This is a genomic window from Flavobacterium polysaccharolyticum (genome assembly GCF_038739875.1).
Lineage (GTDB): Bacteria > Bacteroidota > Bacteroidia > Flavobacteriales > Flavobacteriaceae > Flavobacterium > Flavobacterium polysaccharolyticum.
Window position 1 is genome coordinate 31,279 of sequence record NZ_JBCGDP010000012.1, and the last position, 23,502, is coordinate 54,780.

Genomic DNA, 23,502 nt, shown 5'->3' on the forward strand with positions numbered 1-23,502 from the left:
TAATGATTCTAAACGTATAATTTTTAATTTACTAGTATGCTAAATAAAATCATAGCATTTTCTATCCAAAACAAACTCATTGTATTATTGTTTACTTTGAGTGTGTTCGGTTTTGGATTGTTCTCTGTATTCCAAATTTCTATCGGCGCTGTGCCTGACGTGACCAACAATCAAGTGCAAGTGATTACCACTTCACGCAATCTTTCAACTCAAGATATTGAGCAATTTATTACGTATCCCGTCGAGATTGAAATGGCCAATTTACCGGGCGTAAAAGAAATTCGTTCTATTTCAAAATTTGGATTATCAGTCGTTACGATTGTGTTCGATGACGATTTGGGAACCTATTTGCCTCGTCAATTAATCGCAGAAAAAATAAAAGCCGCTTCCGAAAAAATCCCCGAAGGTTTTGGTACACCCGAAATGGGACCGATTACCACTGGATTGGGAGAAATTTACCAATACACTTTGGAAGTAAAACCTCAGTTTAAAAACAACTATTCCATAACCGATTTGAGAACGATTCAGGATTGGATTGTGAAACGACAATTGTCTGGAATTAATGGGGTGGTCGAAATCAACACTTGGGGTGGTTATTTAAAACAATACGAAATCAGTATTCGTCCTTCGGAATTGAAGGCGATGAATTGTAGCTTGACTGAAATTTTTACCGCTTTAGAGAAGAATAACAGCATAGCTGGAGGGGCTTATATCGAAAAAACGAATCAAAGTTATTTCATTCGTGGTGAAGGAAAAGTCAATAATATTCAGGATATTGAAAATATTGTGGTTAAAAATACCAATGGTCTTCCCATTTTGATTAAAAATATTGCGAAAGTACAATTTGGTCACGCCAATCGTTTTGGTGCGATTACTGGAAATGGAGAAGGAGAGAAGGTACTCGGACAAGTGATGATGCTAAAAGGAGCCAACTCTAAGCAAGTCATTAGTGATATCAAAGACAGAGTAGCTGAAATTCAAAAATCACTGCCAGAAGGCGTTTATATCAATGGTTTTTTAGAACGAAGTGAACTCGTTGGAAAAACCACCTTTACGGTAGCCGAGAATTTAATTTTAGGCTGTTTGATTGTAATCTTTGTGGTGGTTTTATTGCTTGGTAATTGGCGCTCTGGATTGGTCGTGGCTTCGGTGATTCCGTTGTGTTTGCTGTTTGCTATTTCGTTTATGAACATATTTGGCATCGATGCCAATTTGATGAGTTTAGGTGCCATTGATTTTGGAATTATTATCGATGGAGCTGTAATTATAGTGGAGTTTATTGCCTTTCAAATCGCCCAAAATTCGGCACATTTGGCGGGATTAAACAAAGAAAATCGCCAAATAGAAATTGACCAAATTACCTATAAAAGTGCTTCCAAAATGATGAATTCTGCCATTTTTGGTCAGTTAATCATTCTGATTGTTTTTATTCCGATTTTGTCTTTGTCAAGCATCGAAGGAAAAATGTTCAAACCAATGGCTATGACGTTTAGCTTTGCTTTATTGGGCGCAATGATTTTCTGTTTTACTTACGTTCCTGTTGTAGCTTCGATGTTTTTAAAACCAACAAGAGAAAATCCAAACTCAATTTCAGAGAAGCTCATTCGTAAATTAAATTCTTGGTATCTGCCTTCAATTACTTGGGCTTTGGGAAATACCAAAAAAGTATTGTACGGAGCCCTAGCGTTATTGGTTTTTTCGGGTGTTTTATTTAGTACTATGGGAGGTGAATTTATTCCCACCTTAGACGAAGGAGATTTTGTGATTCAACCCGTTTTAAAAACAGGAACTTCTTTGACCAAAACCATCGAAACCACTACTAAAATGGAGAAAATCATATTGAAAAATTTCCCTGAAGTAGAGCAAGTCGTATCTAGAATTGGTGCTGCCGAAGTCCCAACTGACCCAATGTCGATGGAGGAAAGTGATATTATTGTGAAACTAAAACCTAAATCAGAATGGGTTTCTGCCACTTCCAAAGATGAATTGGCCGATAAAATCAAAGAAGCATTAAACGCTCAAATTCCAAATATGGAAATTGAGTTTACACAACCTATTGAAATGCGTTTTAATGAGTTAATTTCTGGAACACGTTCTGATGTGGCGATTAAGATTTTCGGAACCGATTTGGATGTTTTAGCCCGAAAAGCGCACGAAATAGAACGCGCCATCAAAAAAGTACCTGGTGCTTCTGATGTTATCATTGAAAAAACAGAAGGTTTACCTCAAATGTATGTTCAATACGACCGCTCCAAAATTGCGCGCTACGGTTTGAATATTGAAGATTTGAACCATGCCATCGCACTGAGCTTCGCTGGAAAAGTAGTGGGAAATGTTTTTGAAGGCGAAAAACGATTCGATATGGTGATTCGTTTAGACCAAAGCAACAGAAAAAGTATTGAGGACTTGAAAAACTTATATGTTACGGTTCCCAATGGTGCTCAAATCCCTTTGAATGAGTTGGCTACCATTGAGTATGCCGAAGGTCCAGCCAAAATATCCCGTGACAATACCAATCGACGCATTGTAGTTGGAATTAACGTTCGTAATAGAGATTTACAAAGTGTAGTGACCGATATTCAAAAGATTGTAGATACGCAAATTAAGTTACCTGCGGGTTATTATGTGCAATACGGTGGACAATTCGAAAATTTAGAAAGTGCCAAAGCCCGATTGCTTATTGCTGTTCCTATCGCTTTACTTTTGATATTTATCCTGTTGCATTTTGCTTTTGGCTCAATGAAAGAAGCTTTAATGGTGTATTCGGCGATTCCGTTATCGGCAGTGGGAGGAATTTTATTATTGTGGATTCGTGATTTGCCTTTTAGTATTTCGGCAGGGGTTGGTTTTATTGCCCTTTTTGGTATTGCAGTATTGAACGGAATCGTGCTTATTGAACATTTTAAAGAACTAAAACATCAAGGAATGACCGATATGAATGCCTTAATTTTAAAAGGAACTACCGATCGTTTGCGTCCAGTTTTATTGACAGCCGCCGCTGCAGCTTTAGGTTTTTTACCAATGGCGATTTCCTCATCGGCTGGGGCAGAGGTTCAACGTCCTTTGGCGACAGTAGTGATTGGAGGACTATTTACCGCTACGGTTTTGACCTTAATTGTATTGCCGATTCTGTTTAAAGTCTTTGATTCAAAAGAATTCAAAAGACCCAAATTGAAAAAAGGCAAAAAGCACCTTACTGTTATTTTACTTTTGTTGGCTAGTAGTTTTGGATTTGCCCAAAACACCTCGATGTCACGTGAGGCTTTAATAACCAAAGCTCTTGAAAACAACAAAGGCATCAAGGCTGCCGCATTGCAAGTCAATAAAATGCAAGAGAACATCAAGAGCAGTTTCACCTTCGAAAAAACCAATGTTTATTATTCGTACGATCAAAATAATTTGGCCTTGAATAATCTACCGCTGAAAGTTTTTGGGGTACAGCAACGCTTTTTGTTTCCTACCGTTTATGGCGTGCAAAAGAAAGCGAATACCTCAGAATTTGAAAAAGAGAAAGCTAATTATGAACTTCAAAAAAATAAACTTTCGTTACAAGTTGCCAAAACCTATGAGCAAATCGTGTATTGGCAACACCAGGAACGCTTGTACTCTTATTTGGATAGTTTGTACCAAAATTTCTCTAAAGCCAGCGACCGTCGTTTCGAATTGGGGGAAACCAATTATTTAGAAAAAATTACGGCTCAATCGAAATACAGACAAATCAAAACCAAGCTTACACAAATTAACTTTGAGAAAAAAGCACAATACGAATCTTTGCAAGCTTTGGTGCAATCCGATGAAAAAATAAGCATTTTAGAGAAAGAATTATTGCCAATCAGTGCTTTGGATACTACTTCAAATAAAGCTTTACATACTACTTATTTAGAAAGTATTAGCAAAATGTACAAATCTCAAATTAGCTTGCAAAAACAACATTGGTTACCCGATTTGAATTTGGAATATTTTCAGGGACGAAATAACGGTCTGTCGCAATCTTTGTATGGTTTTCAAGTAGGTATTGCGGTTCCTATTTTGTTCTCAGGAAATGTATCCAAAACCAAAGTAGCACAACTAGAATCGCAAAGTTGGGAAGAGCAAAAGCAAAATCAAGAACAAAAAATGACGCAATTCATTCGTCAGCAACAAAATGAAATTGCCAAGTACCAAGAAAGTATCAATTATTACAATGCTACTGGGAAAAAATTATCTGAGGAAATTATCAAAGTGGCGAATAGCAGCTATAAAAATGGAGAAATTGACTTTTTTCAATACATTCAGAGTTTAGAAAATGCTGTGGCGATAAAAATAGAATATGTAGAAGCTGTGCTGCAGTTCAACAGCAATCAATTAGAATTACACTACCTTAATTTTTAGTTTAGATTATGAAAAAACAACTGTATATATTAGTACTTACACTGCTTTTTATAGGCTGTAAAAAAGAAGAATCTACACCAGTAACAACAGAAGACGATGGTTTGGTCAGCGTTACTCAGGCACAATTTCAATCCGCAGGAATGGTCATTAGCAGTCCTATAATGAAAGATTTTGACGAAACCATAAAAGTGTCTGGCAAGATTGATGTTCCGCCTCAAAATAGAGCCAAAGTCACCACTTTCATAGGAGGTTATGTTAAAAGCACACAACTTTTGGTGGGAGATAGAGTTCGTAAAGGACAAGCTTTGCTAACTCTTGAAAATACGGCATTTATTGATATTCAAAAAGAATATTTAGAAGTTGCCGAACAGTTAAAGTATCTCAAATCGGAATTTGTTCGACAAAAGACTTTGTATGATGAAAAAATTACCTCTCAAAAGAACTACTTCAAGGCGGAAAGCGAGTACAAAAGAGCGATGGCAACCTATCAGAGCTTGAAGCAAAAACTGATTTTGATGCACATTAGTCCTATTCAGGTGGAGAAAGGCAAATTCACATCTATAATTACCATTTATGCTCCCATTGCTGGTGATATTGTGATTATGAATGCCAATGTGGGGATGCTTATGAATCCTGAAGATGTGATTTTGGAAATTGTAGATACAGACCACTTGCATTTAGAATTAGCTGTGTTTGAAAAAGATATTTTGAAAGTAACTAAAGGGCAAAAAATCAAATTTACTGTTCCTGAAGCGACTAAGGAAGTGTTTAATGCAGAAGTGCATTTGGTAGGGAAATCAATTGAAGGAAATGATAGAACCATCAATGTTCACGGACATTTAGAAGACGAATCCAAGCAAAAACTACTCACAGGTATGTTTGTAGAAGCGGCCATTATTTTTGATACTAAAAAAGGTTTAGCGGTGCCTTCTGAAGCCATTATGAAAGAAAATAACAAGCATTATGTTTTTGTTTTGGTTACCAATAAAAATGGATACGCCTTCAAGAAATTAGCCGTATCTTTAGGAGAACAAAATGAGGATTTTAGTGAAATACTACCAAATACTTCCATCTACGCTTCTACTAAAATTTTAACCAAAGGCGTTTTTGATTTAGCAGAATGAAAAATTTAACTTAAAAATAAAACTTATGAATGAAGCACATTTGCACCTAGTGGTGAACCATTTTCCTATTATCGGGACGATTTTAGGATTAGGAATTTTAGTGGTTGGGTTGTTGTTAAAAAACAATTCGGTCAAGAATACGGCATTTTTTCTGTTTATTGTAGCGGCTATTTTTGCTGCAGTAAGTATGGCAACTGGAGAAGGAGCAGAGGAATTGGTTGAGGATATGCCTACTATTGGTCACGATATTATTCACGAACATGAAGAAATGGCGGAAAAACTAGCCATTGTACTTTATGTATTAGCAGCTACTTCTTTAGCTGGTTTTTATTTGAATTATAAAAAATCTGCAAAATCAGTTTTGGTGACTTATCTAGCGCTTGTTATTGCTATTGTAGCCGTATTTTTGGGACAACAAACTGGAACAACAGGTGGAGAGATTCGTCATACAGAGATAAGATCAGTAGCTATTCCTGCTGATGTTCAAATGGAAGACAAGGATTAATTTTAATTGTATACTAACGAAAAAAAGGATGTCATTAGTTTGACATCCTTTTTTATTGAAATTGAAATAAATAGATTTGGATTAACTCGCAAAGAGTAAAATAAGCAATTGTGCGACCAGAATTCGACTAATAGTTACCAGAGGATAAACGGTAGCATACGATTGATTAGGGATGTCAGAATCTAAGTATTTGGTGCTAAAAGCCAAAGCTGCAGGGTCTGTATAAGAGCCACTCATTATTCCTACCATCTGATAAAAATTGAGCTTAAAAACAAAACGACTGATAAGTACCAAAAGCGTCAATGGAATAAAAGTGATAAAACAGCCGTAGTAAATCCACATCCAACCATTGTTTGATATAAAATTATCATAAAACCCGTGTCCTGCTTTGATTCCTACTGCAGCAAAGAACATACAAATTCCAAGATCTTTCATAAAGTGAATCGCTCCGTTGTTAATATACGAGTGAATCACACCAACACCACCATATCTACTAATAAACAAAGCTGCTAAAAGAGGACCAGCTGCCAAACCTAATTTTAAAGGAACGGGTAATGAAGGAATCACAATTGGAATAGAACCAATGATTAATCCAAAAATTAAACCGCCAAACAAAGATAGAAAATCGGGTTCTAATAATATTTTCTTAGAGTTTCCAATGATTTTTTCGGCTTCTTGAATAGCTTCTTTGTTACCAACAACCATCAAAGTATCGCCGTAGAATAATTCCAATGAAGGTTGTGCTAAAATTTCTAATCCAGAACGAATAACACGAGTTACTTTCACGTCATATTGATTGTATAAATCCAATTCAGCCAATGTTTTATGAATAGCTGTTTTGTGGGTCACACTCAGAATTTTTGTGGTCACATCTTCTTCTGATTCAATAAACAAATCGGTCGAAATTTTACCTACAATATCAATAAAATGGTTAATGTCTTTTTGTTTGGCTACCACCATCAAAACATCTTTAGCTTTTATGATAGAATCCAATGAAGGAGAATAAACGACTTTAGTACCACTTTGTTTTTGTCTCGAAATAATAACATTATCAATATGAAACTCTTTGAATACTTGTTTGAAAGTCTTACCAATAACTTCTGATTTAGTAACCCTGCATTTTTGACGAACGATAGCATTTTCGTGGTCTTTATTCTTCTTTTTGAGTAAGATTACCTCTTTTTCAAGATCAATTTTTAAGGCATTTTTGGCAACTATAATAAGGAAAATAATTCCAAAAACTCCAATCGGGTAGGTGATGGCATAAGCAATCGCTGGATCAGAAAAATGATCAGCCGGTAGATTCAATTGCTTTTGAATTTCTATCAAAGTGGATTTAGCCGCTCCTAATCCTGGAGTATTGGTAACAGACCCTGACATTAAGCCTACAGCATTTTCCACTTTTACATTGGCCAAAATATGAATAAGATAAGCAATGATTCCTCCAAGAAAAACTGTTCCTACACCCAAAGCATTGAAAACCAAACCCTCTTTTTTAAAGGAAGAAAAGAAAGTAGGACCTACTTGTATTCCAATTCCATATACAAAGAGAATTAAACCAAACTCTCTCACAAACTGAATCAAATCGGCTTGCATGCTATACCCTAAGTGTCCTAAAAAGAGTCCAACAAACATAACAGCGGATACCCCAAGAGAAACTTTTCCTATTTTGAGTCTTCCTGCAAAGAAACCTATACTTATAGCTAAAAACAAAACTATTAGTGACTGTGCCATCTCCGGCTCTTCCGTCGGAGTGAACAATATTTTAAACCATTCAAACATAATGTTAAAATTTATTATTATTAAAAGTAGTGTAAATGAATCACTTTTAGCTAAAATATTGTATGATAAAAATCAGTTACTATAGATTTTTTTAAAATAAAAGTATACATTTGTTAAGAAAACGTTTTCGCTATAAAACCCTTATAATCAGTGATAAAAACTGCAATCGTTTTCGTAAATTTTTCTTCTGTTTATGATAAATATCAGTTTTTTCCATCTATAATCGACGTAAATTTGAATATCAAAAATTAAGAGATTTATAAAAAAAATAAGGTTAAAAAATAATAAAAAATCGTAACAATGAAAAACATTAAAATCATTCAGGAACTACACAATTTAGGAATTACTGGTTATCATGAAGTAGTATATAATCCATCTTATGAAGAATTGTATCAAGCAGAGGTTTCTTTAAAAAGAAAAGGATACGAGAAAGGGGCGAATACTTCAACTGGAGCTGTAGCAGTTAAAACTGGTATTTTTACAGGACGTTCTCCTAAAGATAGATATATTGTTAAAGATGATGTAACTAAAGATACTATTTACTGGGACGACAAAGTAAACTTTCCAACTTCAAAAGTAATTTATGACGAGTGTAAAGAATTAGTATTAACGCAATTGTCTACCTCTCCCAAATTATATGTAGTAGATGCATTCTGCGGAACGAACCCTGATACACGTTTAAAAGTACGTTTCGTAATGGAAGTAGCTTGGCAAGCACACTTTGTAACCAATATGTTCATCAGACCTTCTATTTATGAATTAGAAAACTTTGGAGAACCAGATTTCATCGTAATGAATGGTTCAAAAGCGACTAATCCAAACTGGAAAGAGCAAGGATTAAACTCTGAGAACTTTGTAATGTTCAATTTAACAGAAAAAATCCAAATTATCGGTGGAACTTGGTACGGTGGTGAAATGAAAAAAGGAATGTTCGCAATGATGAACTACTACCTACCATTAAAAGGAATGGCTTCTATGCACTGTTCTGCAAACGTAGGTGAAGATGGAGATGTAGCGGTATTCTTTGGACTTTCTGGAACTGGAAAAACAACTTTATCTGCTGACCCAAAACGTTACTTGATTGGAGATGATGAACACGGATGGGATGACAATGGAGTATTTAACTATGAAGGAGGTTGTTATGCAAAAGTTATCGACTTAAGTGAAAACAATGAGCCAGACATTTGGAGAGCTATCAAACGTGACGCTTTGTTAGAAAACGTGATTGTGGATGAGTACGGAGAAATTGATTATTATGATCATAGTATCACTGAGAACTCAAGAGTTTCTTACCCAATCTATCACATCAACAAGATTGTATTGCCTTCAAAAGCAGGACACGCTAAGAAAATCATTTACTTGTCTGCAGATGCCTTTGGTGTATTGCCTCCAGTTTCAATCTTAGACGAAGATCAAGCACAATATCACTTCTTGTGTGGTTACACTTCTAAATTAGCAGGTACTGAAAGAGGAATTACTGCACCAGAACCATCTTTCTCTCCAGCCTTTGGCGAAGCCTTCTTAACCTTACACCCAACAATGTACTCTAAAACATTGATTGGTAAAATGAAAGAACACGGAGCAAAAGCGTATTTGGTGAACACAGGCTGGAATGGTACAGGAAAAAGAATTTCTTTGAAAAATACTAGAGCAATCATTGATGCTATCATTAGTGGAGAAATTGATAACGCAGAGACAGCAAAAATTCCATTCTTGAATTTAACTATCCCAACAGCTCTACCAAACGTAAGTGAAGGAATCTTAGATCCTAGAGATACGTACAAAGACAAAGCAGAATGGGAAGCTAAAGCAAAAGACTTGTCTTCTAAATATATTAAAAACTTCGAGCAATATACTAATACCGAAGAAGGTAAACGTTTAGTAGCTGCTGGACCACAACTGTAATAGCTGTAATAATTCTATAATAATAATTAAGTTGGTTTTTTTTGAAACACTCGTTACCACTTGCTCTTGGCTTGTCGTAGCGGGTGTTTCGTTTTAAAGAAAACAGTGATTTAACAATTAAACAACACAATGTTATAAAATAATTAGTTTTACAAAAAAATATTTCTATATATTTGCATCGTTAAAAAAAAAGAATCAATGTTCGCAACTCAATTACATCATCATCATTTACATTATTGCTCTCAAGCGATGTGTTAATGGTATGTTTGTAAATCATCATATTTTAAAACCCGTTTGAGTACATCAAACGGGTTTTTTTATACCTTCTTAGTTGTACTCAAATTTTATCAATCTAAACAAAAAACTAAAATGAGTACACTAAAAATTGCTATCCAAAAATCAGGACGATTAAACGAAGATAGTATCCAAATCCTTAAAGATGCCGGAATATCAATAGACAACGGCATCGATCAATTAAAAGCGGAAGCCTCTAATTTTCCTCTTGAAGTATTGTACTTGAGAAATTCTGATATTCCACAATATCTTATTGATGGAGTAGTAGACATTGCTATCGTAGGGGATAATTTGTTAGTCGAAAAAGGAAAAAACATTGAAGTAATTCAGAAATTAGGTTTTTCCAAATGCAAAGTTTCTGTAGCTGTCCCTAAAGCCTTCAATTATACTTCTGTAAAAGATTTAGAAGGAATGCGAATCGCGACTTCTTATCCAAATACAGTAATTAATTTTTTTAATTCCAAAGGTGTTACGGTTGATATTCACCAAATTTCGGGATCGGTAGAAATTGCTCCAAACATAGGTTTAGCCGATGCTATTGTTGATATTGTTTCAAGTGGCAGTACGTTGTTCAAAAACAATTTGAAAGAAGTAGAAGTGATTTTCAAAAGCGAAGCTGTTTTAGCCGTTTCACCCAAAGTAAGTAAGGAATCTCAAAAGATCATAGACACCTTGAAATTCAGAATCGAATCGGTGTTGAGAGCCAGAAGATCCAAATACATTTTGATGAATATTCCCAATGATAAAATTGATGCTGTAGGTAAAATTCTTCCCGTTTTGAGAAGTTTAACGGTATTACCATTGGCGCAAGAAGGATGGAGTAGTGTGCACTCGGTTATAGACAAAGATACGTTTTGGGAAGTCATCGATCAATTAAAAGAAGTTGGCGCCGAAGGAATTTTGGTTTGCCCAATTGAGAAAATGGTGCTTTAAGTCCCATAAACCCCGAAGGGGGAATTACCAATTAGATTTAAAAAAATTAAGACAGAAAAGTACATTATAATCTTAGCGAAATTTGCGAAAAACCTTTGCGGACTTTGCGGTTAAAAAATAGAATAATGAACAAATTATACAATCCAAAACCAGAAATGTGGTCAACCCTCTTAGAAAGACCCACGAAAACAGTAGATGACATAGAAACTACTGTAAAAGAAATTTTCAAAGAAGTACAAAAAAAGGGAGACGAAGCCATTACCAAATACACTTCTCTTTTTGACGGAGTAGCAGTAGCCAATCTTGAAGTTACTCCAGAAGAAATCAATGAAGCCATCGCATCAATTCCGCAAGAATTAAAAGAGGCTATTCAACTGGCAAAATCCAATATTGAGAAATTCCATACGGCTCAAAAAACGACTCGTGTTAGTGTAGAAACCACTTCAGGTGTTTCGTGTTGGCAAGAAAAACGCCCAATTCAAAAGATTGGGTTGTACATTCCAGGTGGGACTGCTCCTTTATTTTCGACTGTTTTAATGTTGGCAGTTCCAGCGAATATTGCGGGTTGCAAGGAAATTGTGCTGTGTTCTCCTCCAGATAAAAAAGGAAAAATCAATCCAGCCATTTTGTATGCCGCACAGTTGTGTGGGGTAACCAAAATTTTGAAGGTGGGTGGTATTCAAGCCATAGCAGGATTGACTTTTGGCACAACTGTAATTCCAAAAGTGTATAAAATTTTCGGACCAGGAAATCAATTTGTAACGGTAGCGAAACAACTAGCCACTCAGTTTGGAGTTGCCATCGATATGCCTGCGGGACCATCAGAATTGTTAATCGTTGCTGATGACACAGCCGTTCCTGCCTTTGTAGCTTCGGATTTGTTATCGCAAGCGGAACACGGTACCGATAGTCAAGTGATTTTAGTTTCTACTTCAAAAGACTTAATTGACGCGGTTGAAACTGAAATTCAAACGCAATTGGAAGTGTTACCAAGAAAAGCTATTGCGACAAAAGCCATTGAAAACTCTAAATTAATTTATGTAGAAAATGACCAGATTGCTTTAGACTTGATTGACGAATACGGGCCTGAACATTTCATTATTTGCGCTAAAAACGAAGATTTTTATGTAGATAATATTGGTAATGCAGGTTCGGTTTTTATTGGGAATTACACCCCAGAAAGCGCTGGAGATTACGCTTCTGGAACCAACCACACTTTGCCAACCAATGGCTATGCTAAGAATTATAGTGGTGTCAATTTGGATAGCTTCTTGAAATCGATGACGTTTCAAAAAATTACAGCTGAGGGCATCCAAAATATAGGTCCTGCTATTGAACTAATGGCAGAGGCAGAAGGATTGCAAGCCCATAAAAATGCGGTGACGCTTCGATTACAGTCCTGCGAGGTTTCTAAAACCTCGTAGGTCTATATTTTAGATTGCTATTTGTTAACTAATACCTACAAGGTTTTTGAAACCTTGCAGGAATAAAAAACTTATTATGAATACTTTTGATATAAACACCATAACTCGAGAAAACGTTAAGGCAATGAAACCTTATTCTTCCGCTCGTGACGAATTTGAAGATTTTGATACCGCTCAAATGATTTTCTTGGATGCGAATGAAAATCCGTTTGAAAATGGGGTAAATCGTTATCCAGACCCACAACAACAATCGGTAAAATCGATTTTAGGGCAAAATAAAGGCTTGCAAAAGAAACAAATCCTACTAGGGAACGGTAGCGACGAGGTATTAGATTTATTGTTTAGAGGGTTTTGTGAGCCTAAAACAGATAATATAATTACGTTGCCACCAACGTATGGAATGTACAATGTTTTGGCGAATTTGAATGATGTAACCAACAAAGAAGTGTTGCTAACCAATGAATTTCAACCCAATGTAGAAGCCATTTTGGAAGCGGTTGACGCCAATACCAAAATCATCTTTTTGTGTTCTCCAAATAACCCAACGGGTAACTCATTTTCGGATGAAAGTGTTGTGTATTTGTTGAATAATTTCAAGGGATTAGTGGTTATTGATGAAGCCTACATCGACTTTTCTACAAAAGCGAGTTGGGTTAACGAATTGGACGCTTATCCTAATTTGGTCATTACACAAACCTTGTCTAAAGCCTATGGATTGGCAGGTATTCGACTCGGAATTTGCTATGCTTCAGAAGCTATTATTGGGGTGTTGAATAAAATTAAACCGCCTTACAACGTCAATGAATTAACACAACAAAGAGCGATAGAACGTTTGCAGCAACCAGCAAAAATTGATTTGGAAATCAATTCGATTATTGCGCAAAGAGAGCTTTTACTTAAAGCTTTACTTAAAGTAAATTTTGTTGAAGTTGTTTATCCAACAGAAGCGAATTTTGTCTTGATTAAAGTGGATGATGCCAACAAAAGATACGATGAGTTAATTGCCAAAGGTATCGTGATTCGGAACCGTACTACGCAACCCCTTTGCGATAATTGCTTGCGATTAACGATTGGTACAGAAACAGAAAATAAGAAATTGATAGAAGCTTTATTAGCCATTTAGTAGTAGAGAACCGTAAATTGCGTGAGGGATGTAGTGGAGCTCTTTTTGTAACGGAGGAACGGAGTTACAAAAAAGCGGGAACGGAAGCCCGACCCACCTTTTTCTGGTGGGGCACGCCCAAATAAACAATATAAAACAAGATGAAAAAAGTACTTTTTATAGACCGTGATGGAACGCTAGTTTTAGAACCAGAAGGGTATCAGTTGGACAGTTTGAGTAAATTAGAATTTTATCCTAAGGCGTTTCAATATATGGCAAAAATCGCCAAAGAATTGGACTATGAATTAGCGATGGTTACGAATCAAGATGGTTTAGGAACCGCTAGTTTTCCTGAAGATACGTTTTGGCCTACGCAAAATTTTATTTTGAGAGCTTTTGAGAACGAAGGCGTTTTGTTTGATGATATTTTTGTGGACCGCTCGTTTCCAGAAGACAATGCGCCAACGCGCAAACCTAGAACGGGAATGTTGACCAAGTACATTAACAATCCGAATTATGATTTAGCGAATTCTTTTGTGTTGGGCGACCGCTTGACCGATGTAGAATTGGCTAAAAATCTAGGAGCAAAAGCCATTTTCTTGAAGCAAGAAGAAGGGTTGGGAGCGGCAGAATTGTCTAGTAAAAAAGAGGAATTAGACATTGTAATTGCGTTGCAAACTACCGATTGGAAAGTGATTTATGAGTTTTTGAAATTAGAAGCTCGTTCGGCTAGTATTGCTAGAAAAACGAATGAAACCGATATCAACATTCAACTGAACTTGGATGGGACAGGAAAAAGCAAAATCGACACTGGAATTGCTTTTTTTGACCATATGTTGGACCAAATTGCGCGTCACGGACAAATGGATTTAGAAATTTCGGTAAAAGGCGATTTAGAAGTAGACGAACACCACACTATTGAAGATACGGCCATTGCTTTGGGAGAAGTTTTTGCCAAAGCTCTAGGCAATAAATTAGGGATAGAACGCTATGGTTTTTGTTTGCCAATGGACGATTGTTTGTCGCAAGTGGCGATTGATTTTGGCGGAAGAAATTGGTTGGTTTGGGAAGCTGAATTCAAGCGCGAAATGGTAGGTAAAATGCCAACTGAGATGTTTTACCATTTCTTTAAATCCTTCTCAGACGGGGCAAAAGCAAACATCAACATCAAAGCGGAAGGCACCAATGAACACCACAAAATCGAAGCGATTTTCAAGGCTTTCGCCAAAGCTATAAAAGTAGCCGTGAAACGCGATACGGAGAAAATGATTTTACCAAGTACGAAGGGAATGCTCTAAAATAAATGGGAATTTAGAAGTGGAAAATTAAAAACTTCTGACATCTAACTTCTGACATCTAACTTAAAATAATGAAAATAGTTATCATAAATTACGGCGCAGGAAATATTCAAAGCATTATGTTTGCCATAGAACGATTGGGTTACAAAGCAGTTTTGAGTAACAATCCTGAAGAGATAAAAGCAGCAGATAAAGTCATTTTTCCTGGCGTGGGCGAAGCGAGTTATGCAATGAAAATGCTACAAGAAAGCGGACTGGATACGTTGATTCCAACCTTGAAGCAACCTGTTTTGGGTATTTGTTTGGGGATGCAGTTGATGTGTCAATCTTCTGAAGAAGGGAATACAAAAGGTTTGGGAATTTTTGATGTGGATGTAATCAAATTTTCTTCCAAAGTGAAAGTGCCTCAGATGGGTTGGAACACGATTTACAATCTAAAATCGGATTTGTTCAAAGGTATTGCCGAGAATGAATATATGTATTTGGTACATAGTTTTTATGCGCCACTTTGCAAGGAGACCATTGCCACCACAAACTATGAATTAGAGTATTCATCGGCCTTAGAGAAAGACAATTTCTTCGGAACGCAATTTCATCCCGAAAAGAGTGGGGATGTTGGAGAGCAAATTTTAAACAACTTTTTAAACCTTAAACTGTAAACAAATTATGCGAATAATACCCGCAATAGATATCATCGAAGGAAAATGTGTGCGTTTGTCCAAAGGTGACTACGACACCAAAATTATTTATAATGAAAATCCACTGGAAGTCGCTAAATCATTCGAGGCACACGGAATTGAGTATTTGCACTTAGTAGATTTGGATGGTGCGAAGTCGAGCCAAATTGTCAATTATAAAATCTTGGAACAAATAGCGACTAAAACGAAATTGAAAATTGATTTTGGTGGTGGTTTGAAATCCGATGCCGATTTGAAAATTGCTTTCGAAAGTGGTGCCAACCAAATTACAGGAGGAAGTATAGCCGTAAAAAATCGAGCCATTTTTGAAAAATGGATTGCAGAATATGGTTCGGATAAAATTATTTTGGGAGCAGATGCTAACAATGAAAAAGTGGCTGTTTCTGGCTGGTTGGAGGATTCTAATGAGGATTTGATTCCGTTTATACAAGACTATCAAAGCAAAGGTATTCAGTACGTGATTTGCACCGATATTGCTAAAGATGGAATGTTAGAAGGCCCAAGTTTTGATTTGTACCAAAAAATACTGGAACAAGCCCAAGGGATAAAATTGATTGCTTCTGGAGGAATTTCTACTTTTGATGAATTGCCTAAATTAGCGGAACTAGGTTGCGAAGGAACAATAATCGGAAAAGCGATTTATGAAGGAAGAATCACGCTGAAACAATTAGAATATTATATTTTGAACCAATAGATTTTTTCGCAAAGATGCGCAAAGTACAACGCAAAGAAGAAGCAAAATCTCTGTGTGGCACTGTGAAATCTTCGTGATACTCTGTGAAATAACTACACGATGTTAACAAAAAGAATAATACCTTGCTTAGATATTAAAAACGGACGAACCGTAAAAGGGGTAAATTTTGTCGATTTACGCGATGCAGGTGATCCTGTAGAATTGGCTAAAATCTATTCCGATGAAGGGGCAGATGAATTGGTGTTTTTGGACATTTCGGCTACTGAGGAGCGACGCAGCACCTTGATTGACTTGGTTCGAAAAGTGGCGGCAACCATCAATATTCCATTTACGGTGGGTGGTGGTATTTCGGCTGTTGAAGATGTGGAAGTTTTGCTGCAAAATGGTGCTGATAAAGTGTCTATCAATTCTTCGGCGGTAAAAAATCCGCAATTGATCAATGACTTGGCGCAGAAATTTGGCAGTCAATGTGTCGTAGTAGCTATCGATGCCAAACAAATAGAAGGCGAATGGATGGTGCATTTGGTAGGAGGGAAGGTGCCAACGAAAATTCGATTGTTCGATTGGGCAAAAGAAGTAGAACAACGCGGTGCTGGAGAGATACTGTTTACTTCGATGAATCACGATGGTACCAAAAATGGTTTTGCCAACGAAGCTTTAGCGCAACTATCACAATTGGTTAATATTCCGATAATTGCTTCAGGAGGCGCTGGAAACATTCAGCATTTTGTGGATACCTTTATTGACGGAAAAGCTGATGCGGCTTTGGCGGCTAGCGTATTTCATTTCAAAGAAATAGAGATTAAGACTCTAAAAAAAGCTTTAAAAAATAACCAAATTGAAGTAAGACTATAATAAAATCCAATATTTTAAATTCCAAATTCCAATTTAACATTGAAAAAAGAAGTTTTATTTACACTTCGTTTTCTTAAATAAAAAAATATGCAAATAAATATATCAAGTGCTCACGGATTAATTCCAGCCATCATTCAGGATGCTGAAACAAAAAATGTTTTGATGTTGGGCTATATGAACGAAGAATCGCTTCAAAAAACCATCGAGACTCAAAAAGTAACGTTCTTTAGCCGTTCCAAACAGCGTTTGTGGACCAAAGGAGAAGAAAGTGGTAATTTTTTAGAATTAGTTTCCATCAAAAATGATTGCGATGGCGACACCTTATTGATTCAAGCAAAACCTGTTGGTCCAACTTGTCATACTGGCGCTGATACCTGTTGGCAAGAACCCAATTCAGATAACTACGGCTTTATTTCAGAACTAGAAGCTACTATAAACTCTAGACGCGAAAATTCGGATTCTGAGAAAAGTTATGTGGCTTCATTATTTGAAAAAGGCATCAACAAAATTGCTCAAAAAGTAGGAGAGGAAGCAGTTGAAGTGGTTATTGAAGCCAAAGATGATAACGATGAATTGTTCTTGAGCGAAAGCGCCGATTTGTTATTTCACTACTTGATTTTATTGCAAGCCAAAGGTTTTCAATTGAATGATGTGGTGGAAGTATTAAAGGGAAGACAGAAGTAAGGATAAAAGACTTAAGATTTTAGATTAAAGATTTTAAGTTTTTTGAATTAAATCACTGTTAACCATTTGCTTAACATCTTTTACTAGTTCGAATCCTTTGTTTCAAATAAAATTTATCAAATGTTAGAGAAAATTAGCACAGAAGTAAAAATATTGTTTCGTTTTTATAGTAACATACTAAATGATTGGACTATTGAAACAATGTGGGCTTCAATAATCGATGAAAAATAAGGTAAATACAAATTAGATAACATTCCTTTTTATGCTCCAGTATCTTGTGGCGATATAATTTCTGCTGAATTTGATCAAGATGAAGGGAGGCTAGTTTATAATGAAACGATAGAGCATTCTGGAAATTCGACAATTCAAGTTATTGTAGCAAAAAATGAGTCAATTGAAAACCTAAGAGATATGTTTAAATTATTTAGGATGTGACTCTGAGAAGTTTAGTGATAGTTATTTTGTAATGGAAATACCTGCTGCTATAAGTTATGTATCTATTCGTGAAAAATTAAACTATTTAGAAGTAGAAAATATTATTTCTTATGCTGAACCTAATTTGTCAAAAAATCATTGGTACTAAAACTTTAGTTGATTAATTATAAACTTGATAAAGTATTATTATGCTTTATTTTAGATTTGCAAAATTCTATTATGTTTCCCAATCAAGCTTATTCTTTCCTTTTAGCCCCGGGAGGAGCGGCATCCTTTTGTAGTGATGGGCTTAAACCCATTGCTACAAAAGATATAGCGGATCACGGGACGATGCTGACTGAAATGCCTATTTTTCCTGCTCCAAATAAGAATAATGTAAGTAATTCTTGTTTGTTTTTTACTGCAAAATCTAAAAAAGTATGTAGTTTTGAAAAAAACTATACCTTATGAAAAAAATAACCATCCTTCTTTTAATGAGTTCGTTTTCGGTCATTAAAGCCCAAGGATTATTGAATAAAAATGAAACCACTTTTACCCGACAAGACAGTCTTAGAGGTAGCATCACCAAAGAGCGTGCTTGGTGGGATTTGAAACACTATCACTTAGCCATCAAAGTGAATCCAGCGGATAGCTCTATTTCGGGGTCGAATACTATTCGCTACCAAGTTCTTCAGGAAAATTCGGTGATGCAAATTGACCTGCAAAATCCGATGGTCATTACCAGTGTAACGCAAGACGGAAAACCATTAACCTACAAGCGAGAGGGAAATGTCTATTTTATTACTTTAACGGCTCCTCAAAAAGCAGGAACCACCAAAGAAATTGTGGTTTTTTATGGTGGAAAACCAAAAGTAGCTGTCAATCCGCCTTGGGATGGCGGAATTACTTGGAAAAAGGATAAAAACGGAAATCCGTTTATTGCTTCTTCTTGTCAAGGTTTGGGAGCCAGTGTTTGGTGGCCCAACAAAGATCATATGTATGATGAAGTTGACGAGGGAATGAAAATTAGTGTAAACGTTCCCGGGAATTTGACGGATGTTTCTAATGGGCGTTTGCAAAGTGTTCAAAAGGAAAAAGATGGTACCAAAACCTTTCATTGGGTGGTTAAGAATCCAATTAATAATTATGGCGTGAATATTAATATTGGCGATTATGTTTCTTTTTCTGAAAAATACAAGGGTGAAAAAGGCGACTTAGATTGTACGTATTACGTATTGCGCGATGATTTGGATAAAGCCAAAAAACAATTTCAAGATGTGCCCAAAATGTTGAAGGCTTTTGAGCATTGGTTTGGTCCTTATCCATTTTATGAGGACAGCTACAAGTTGGTGCAGGCTCCGTATTTGGGTATGGAACACCAAAGTAGCGTAACCTATGGCAATAAATTTTTGAATGGTTATTTAGGACGCGATTTGAGCGGTACAGGCTGGGGAATGAAGTTTGATTTTATCATTATTCACGAGTCAGGACACGAGTGGTTTGCGAACAACATTACTTATAAAGACATAGCGGATATGTGGATTCACGAAAGCTTTACCAATTATTCTGAAAGTTTATTTTTGGAGTATTATTTTGGTAAAGAAGCGAGCTACACTTATGTACGCGGTATTAGAAAAAACATCGAAAATGACAAACCAATTATTGGTAACTATGACGTAAACAATGAAGGTTCTGGAGATATGTATTACAAAGGCGCCAATATGTTACACACCTTGCGTCAAGTGGTAAACAATGACGAAAAGTGGCGTGATATCTTGCGCGGTTTGAATGCCACTTTTTATCATCAAACGGTAACCACACAGCAAATTGAAAGTTATTTGAGCGAAAAAATTGGAAGAGATTTGACGCCTGTTTTTAATCAGTATTTGCGTGATACGCGCATTCCAACCTTGGAGTATTTCTTTAAAAACAAGCAATTAGGGTATCGTTGGACGAATAGTGTGGCCAATTTCAATCTCCCTGTAAAAGTTTATGTGAATGGTACCGCACAAATTTTGGAACCGAATAACGAATGGAAAATGTTGCCTTTGGGAACAACAGAAAAACCAACACTTGAAGTGGATAACAACTATTATGTGGGCAGTTTGAATATAACAGAGTAGTTCTTTTAGCTAAAAAAATCCCGTTTCATAATCTTAAAATGAAACGGGATTTTTTAGTTTTAAAAATTGAAATCTAATTTAGTTTTTAGTTTTAAAAACAATAAAGCGATTCTATAAGCATCCTCTGATGAAGAATTTCGGTCGCTCTTAGGAATTTTATAAATAGTGCAAAGTTCATCTAATGAAAATTCTTTATCAGTAATATCATTGAGCTTTCTATACATTACGTCAACATCCAAAGCTTGATTTTTTAATCTACCACACCCTATCCTTTCTAGTGCTTCATTAATCATTTCTACATCAAAATCAATGTGATGACCAATGAGTATTGCATTTCCTATAAAATCTACAAACATTTGAATGGCATCTATTTCTGCCAATTTTTTCATTTTACTATTTAAGATAAAATCGTTAGAAAGTCCATTATCATGAAAATACTTATATTGAAGTAGCACTGCTTCAAAACTTTTTCCTATAGCAATACCATTCTCTTCAATAGTAAAAGAACCAATAGATAAAATAACATCTTTACTAGGATTCATTCCTGATGTTTCCGTAGAAAAAACAATGATTTGATTTGATTTAGATTCAAATTTTGATAAGTAATCTTTCCAGAAATCAGGATAATCTTTATTGATATTTTTAAGCCAATCTAACATATTACGAAAATTGTGTAAGTTTGAATTTTCCTTTAATCAATTCTTCTAATTCCTTCATTGGGGCCAATGCTGCCTTTAATTTATCTTTGTCTAATTTAGACATATCTGTAATTGGCATGTACTGCCCAGAATCGTCATTCTTTAGCCCTTCGATTGTTCTGAATTTAGATAAAGTAATAAAAGCATCGGCACAATTTAAATATATCTCTTCATTTTTTGGATCAACTATAGCTAATTGCTTAAATCTTAGATAAGTATTATTAATCCCTTTTAGATTATAATGTAAAGCAAACAAACGAGCGCCATCGATTAATGGTAGTAAAGCACGAGTTTTTATATCAAATTTATTTCTATTCAATGAATCTTCTTCGGTGATAAATTTTTTGAAAAAGGTCAGCGGTGCATTATTTTTAAGTACATCATTTCCAAGGAAATCAAAAAATAAAGAATTGTTTTTGGTATTTTGTAAAACAACATTTCCAATGGCTTCCTCTAACATCTCATCTCCAAAAATTAATTCATAATCAAAGAAAATATTACTCATGTCGCTACTATTTTCACCAGGAGTATTCATCCAACTGTTATATTGTTTGATCCAGTCCGATAATGATTTACACCATTGTAAGTTACTAGCCATGTGACTTTGAGGACAAAAAGGATAGCCAACTTTTTCAAGTGTAGCTGTCGTTTTTTTTGCTAATTTGATAAAATAATCTTTTACATCACGGTATTTATCCGCTGGGACATCTTCAAAAACCAACATGCTATCTTGATCGGTATACAATAGTTGCTCTTTTCTACCCTGACTACCAATACTTAACCAAACAAAACGAGCAGGAGGAGAGCCTAAATCTAAAATTGATAGCTCAACACTTCTTTTTATTATGGCCAAGTTGATTTCACTTGCGATATTGGCTACATGGTAGAGAGGTGTATTTTTATATATTGAGTTTTGAATCAAATCCGTAAGACGCTCTCTTATTTGTTTTAAATCTTTAGAAGCTAAAGAACGCTTTATTTCTTTGATCATAACTCCTGGATTACTTGCTTGAGCGATAATTAGGTCATGCTCTGAAATAATTCCTTTCACCACAGACTGAGAAGTACCATCAATAGTTACACAAAGGTGTGTTACATTGTGTTTTAGCATTAACAATTGGGCTTCAGCCAAAGAAACGTTCTCAACTACTGTGATAACAGGCGAGTCCATTATTTTATCAATAGTATCCGCAATTGAATATCTTCCAGTTGCTACTTTTGAACGCATATCACGGTCGGTCACTATACCAATTGGCAAGTTATTTTCACAGATTAAAACATTATTTACAATCTCTTCAGTCATTAACTGTGCAATATCTTTAATGATTGTTTTTGCAGTAGTTGTAATAGGAGAAGTATTATAGGTTAAGGATTGAAAATATTGCATTTCAGATTGTTGATCAGGGTAAAATACATTATCAGAAATCAATTTTCCTCCGTAATTATCTTTGTCACTTGCATATCTAGAAGTTGCGGCAAAACTTTCTAATAAAAAATTCAAAACCAAAGAGTTGTTAGCTACAAAAGGTCGGAAAGTAGCAATAGGAATAGCATAGATAATACTTTCTTCACGAGCTTTAGAAGTCATCATATAATTATTTTTGGCGAAAAAAGGGCGCAAACCAAAAATATCTCCTTGATGGCATTTGTTTAAAAGTGTTTCTTCAGCATCTGATATCACTGATAAATTAACTGTTCCTGAGGCAACTACATAAAAACATTCATGTAAAGTGTCATTCACTTGAAACAGTGTTTGATTTTTTTCAAGGTTAATTACACGAATATTCGAAGCTATTTCAGATAATTCAGTAAATGTTAAATTATTAAATGGAGGAAACTCTTTTAGAAAGTCAGCAATGCGTTCAGCAATTGTATTCATAATATTGTGCAGGTTAATACTATTGTAAAAATAGTAAAATTGAAAAACAAAATCAATGTAGTTTCTCAGTACTTGTTGATTTGCAAATATCTTAATTATTTCTTAAAATAAACGATAAAACATTTAAAGATAGCTAGAGTTGAAGTATATTTAAGTAATATTCTAAAAAACGTTTATAACTATGAAATTACAAAACAAAACATTAGTCTTATTTTTTGCCTTTTTGATTAGCACTTTTGCGTTTGCACAAAAAAAAGTGACAAGTCCTGCTGAAACGGTAACAGGTAAAATCAACGGTACCACAATCACTATTAAATACGGAAGTCCATCGGTGAAAGGAAGAGCCATCTGGGGAGCATTGGTTCCTTATGACAAAGTTTGGCGTGCTGGAGCTAATGATGCAACAACTTTTGAAACTGACAAAAATATTACTATCGAAGGAAAACAATTACCGGCTGGAAAATATTCTTTTTTTGTTATACCAAGTGAAAATGAAAGCATTATCATTTTTAACAAAGAAGCCAAGCAATGGGGATCGTATGATTATAAAGTTGGCAGCGATCAATTAAGAGTTACCGTAAAAAATGAGAGAGGTGATGTTTTGGTAGAAAAATTAGAATACAAAATTATGGAAACCCGAATCGAGTTACTTTGGGAAAATCTAATCATCGGATTTGAAGTAAAATAAATTGTACAAGATTTTATAGAAAGCACCAAAT

The 23,502-nt window shown here is 35.4% G+C and carries 18 protein-coding genes and 1 pseudogene; 16 read left to right on the top strand and 3 right to left on the bottom strand.

Annotation, left to right across the window (positions count from 1 at the left end; genetic code table 11):
* The first annotated feature begins 36 nt into the window (after nt 1-36).
* From WFZ86_RS12615 to WFZ86_RS12625, 3 genes are read left to right on the top strand one after another with little or no spacing between them, the layout of a single operon-like run.
* The gene (locus WFZ86_RS12615) at nt 37-4,371 is read left to right on the top strand and encodes a CusA/CzcA family heavy metal efflux RND transporter (RefSeq protein ID WP_342692249.1); all 4,335 of its coding nucleotides are present in this window, start codon (nt 37-39) and stop codon (nt 4,369-4,371) included.
* A gap of 8 nt (nt 4,372-4,379) precedes the next feature.
* Nucleotides 4,380-5,495 carry an efflux RND transporter periplasmic adaptor subunit gene (locus WFZ86_RS12620; protein WP_342692250.1) on the top strand — a complete coding sequence of 372 codons (1,116 nt, stop codon included), beginning with the start codon at nt 4,380-4,382 and terminating at the stop codon, nt 5,493-5,495.
* Between the two features lie 25 nt (nt 5,496-5,520).
* Nucleotides 5,521-6,000, top strand: a complete 480-nt coding sequence (locus tag WFZ86_RS12625) for a DUF2231 domain-containing protein (protein ID WP_342692251.1) — start codon at nt 5,521-5,523, stop codon at nt 5,998-6,000.
* 81 nt (nt 6,001-6,081) lie between these two features.
* On the opposite strand, the gene WFZ86_RS12630 is transcribed toward WFZ86_RS12625, so the two are convergent.
* Entirely contained in the window at nt 6,082-7,734 is a 1,653-nt protein-coding gene (locus WFZ86_RS12630) for a putative transporter (RefSeq protein WP_342692252.1), read from the bottom strand.
* 348 nt (nt 7,735-8,082) lie between these two features.
* Between WFZ86_RS12630 and pckA the strand changes: the two genes are divergently transcribed.
* The 12 genes and pseudogenes from pckA to WFZ86_RS12685 all read left to right on the top strand — a co-directional run bounded on the left by pckA (nt 8,083) and on the right by WFZ86_RS12685 (nt 20,206).
* Nucleotides 8,083-9,687 carry a phosphoenolpyruvate carboxykinase (ATP) gene (pckA, locus tag WFZ86_RS12635; protein ID WP_342692253.1) on the top strand — a complete coding sequence of 535 codons (1,605 nt, stop codon included), beginning with the start codon at nt 8,083-8,085 and terminating at the stop codon, nt 9,685-9,687.
* Between the two features lie 369 nt (nt 9,688-10,056).
* Nucleotides 10,057-10,914 (top strand): ATP phosphoribosyltransferase, encoded by an 858-nt coding sequence (gene hisG / locus WFZ86_RS12640; RefSeq protein ID WP_315171870.1) that lies wholly within the window; start codon nt 10,057-10,059, stop codon nt 10,912-10,914.
* A gap of 125 nt (nt 10,915-11,039) precedes the next feature.
* Entirely contained in the window at nt 11,040-12,338 is a 1,299-nt protein-coding gene (gene hisD / locus WFZ86_RS12645) for a histidinol dehydrogenase (protein WP_342692254.1), read from the top strand.
* A 76-nt stretch (nt 12,339-12,414) separates the two neighbouring features.
* Nucleotides 12,415-13,461 (top strand): histidinol-phosphate transaminase, encoded by a 1,047-nt coding sequence (hisC, locus tag WFZ86_RS12650; protein ID WP_342692255.1) that lies wholly within the window; start codon nt 12,415-12,417, stop codon nt 13,459-13,461.
* Nucleotides 13,462-13,601: 140 nt separating this feature from the next.
* A complete protein-coding gene (gene hisB / locus WFZ86_RS12655; protein ID WP_342692256.1) occupies nt 13,602-14,738 on the top strand; it encodes a bifunctional histidinol-phosphatase/imidazoleglycerol-phosphate dehydratase HisB in 1,137 nt (378 codons plus the stop codon).
* 71 nt (nt 14,739-14,809) lie between these two features.
* Entirely contained in the window at nt 14,810-15,397 is a 588-nt protein-coding gene (gene hisH / locus WFZ86_RS12660) for an imidazole glycerol phosphate synthase subunit HisH (RefSeq protein WP_342692257.1), read from the top strand.
* Nucleotides 15,398-15,404: 7 nt separating this feature from the next.
* A complete protein-coding gene (gene hisA, locus WFZ86_RS12665) occupies nt 15,405-16,130 on the top strand; it encodes a 1-(5-phosphoribosyl)-5-[(5-phosphoribosylamino)methylideneamino]imidazole-4-carboxamide isomerase (protein WP_342692258.1) in 726 nt (241 codons plus the stop codon).
* Between the two features lie 99 nt (nt 16,131-16,229).
* Nucleotides 16,230-16,985, top strand: coding sequence for an imidazole glycerol phosphate synthase subunit HisF (gene hisF, locus WFZ86_RS12670; RefSeq protein ID WP_342692259.1), 756 nt, complete (start codon nt 16,230-16,232; stop codon nt 16,983-16,985).
* Nucleotides 16,986-17,072: 87 nt separating this feature from the next.
* On the top strand, nt 17,073-17,669 hold the full coding sequence (gene hisIE, locus WFZ86_RS12675; protein WP_342692260.1) for a bifunctional phosphoribosyl-AMP cyclohydrolase/phosphoribosyl-ATP diphosphatase HisIE: 597 nt from the start codon (nt 17,073-17,075) through the stop codon (nt 17,667-17,669).
* 243 nt (nt 17,670-17,912) lie between these two features.
* Nucleotides 17,913-18,104, top strand: a pseudogene (locus tag WFZ86_RS20405) (DUF4265 domain-containing protein); the annotation flags it as partial.
* A gap of 219 nt (nt 18,105-18,323) precedes the next feature.
* Nucleotides 18,324-18,554 carry a hypothetical protein gene (locus WFZ86_RS12680; RefSeq protein WP_342692261.1) on the top strand — a complete coding sequence of 77 codons (231 nt, stop codon included), beginning with the start codon at nt 18,324-18,326 and terminating at the stop codon, nt 18,552-18,554.
* Nucleotides 18,551-20,206 (top strand): M1 family metallopeptidase, encoded by a 1,656-nt coding sequence (locus tag WFZ86_RS12685; protein WP_342692262.1) that lies wholly within the window; start codon nt 18,551-18,553, stop codon nt 20,204-20,206. The genes WFZ86_RS12680 and WFZ86_RS12685 overlap by 4 nt, the downstream gene beginning before the upstream one ends.
* Nucleotides 20,207-20,265: 59 nt before the next feature.
* On the opposite strand, the gene WFZ86_RS12690 is transcribed toward WFZ86_RS12685, so the two are convergent.
* Nucleotides 20,266-20,865, bottom strand: a complete 600-nt coding sequence (locus WFZ86_RS12690) for a 3'-5' exonuclease (protein WP_342692263.1) — start codon at nt 20,863-20,865, stop codon at nt 20,266-20,268.
* A gap of 1 nt (nt 20,866) precedes the next feature.
* Nucleotides 20,867-22,783: a DUF294 nucleotidyltransferase-like domain-containing protein gene (locus tag WFZ86_RS12695; protein WP_342692264.1), complete on the bottom strand. Its 1,917-nt coding sequence runs from the start codon at nt 22,781-22,783 to the stop codon at nt 20,867-20,869.
* 181 nt (nt 22,784-22,964) lie between these two features.
* Here WFZ86_RS12695 and WFZ86_RS12700 point away from each other — a divergent pair, with 181 nt between their 5' ends.
* Nucleotides 22,965-23,471, top strand: a complete 507-nt coding sequence (locus tag WFZ86_RS12700) for a DUF2911 domain-containing protein (protein WP_342692265.1) — start codon at nt 22,965-22,967, stop codon at nt 23,469-23,471.
* Nucleotides 23,472-23,502: the final 31 nt, after the last annotated feature.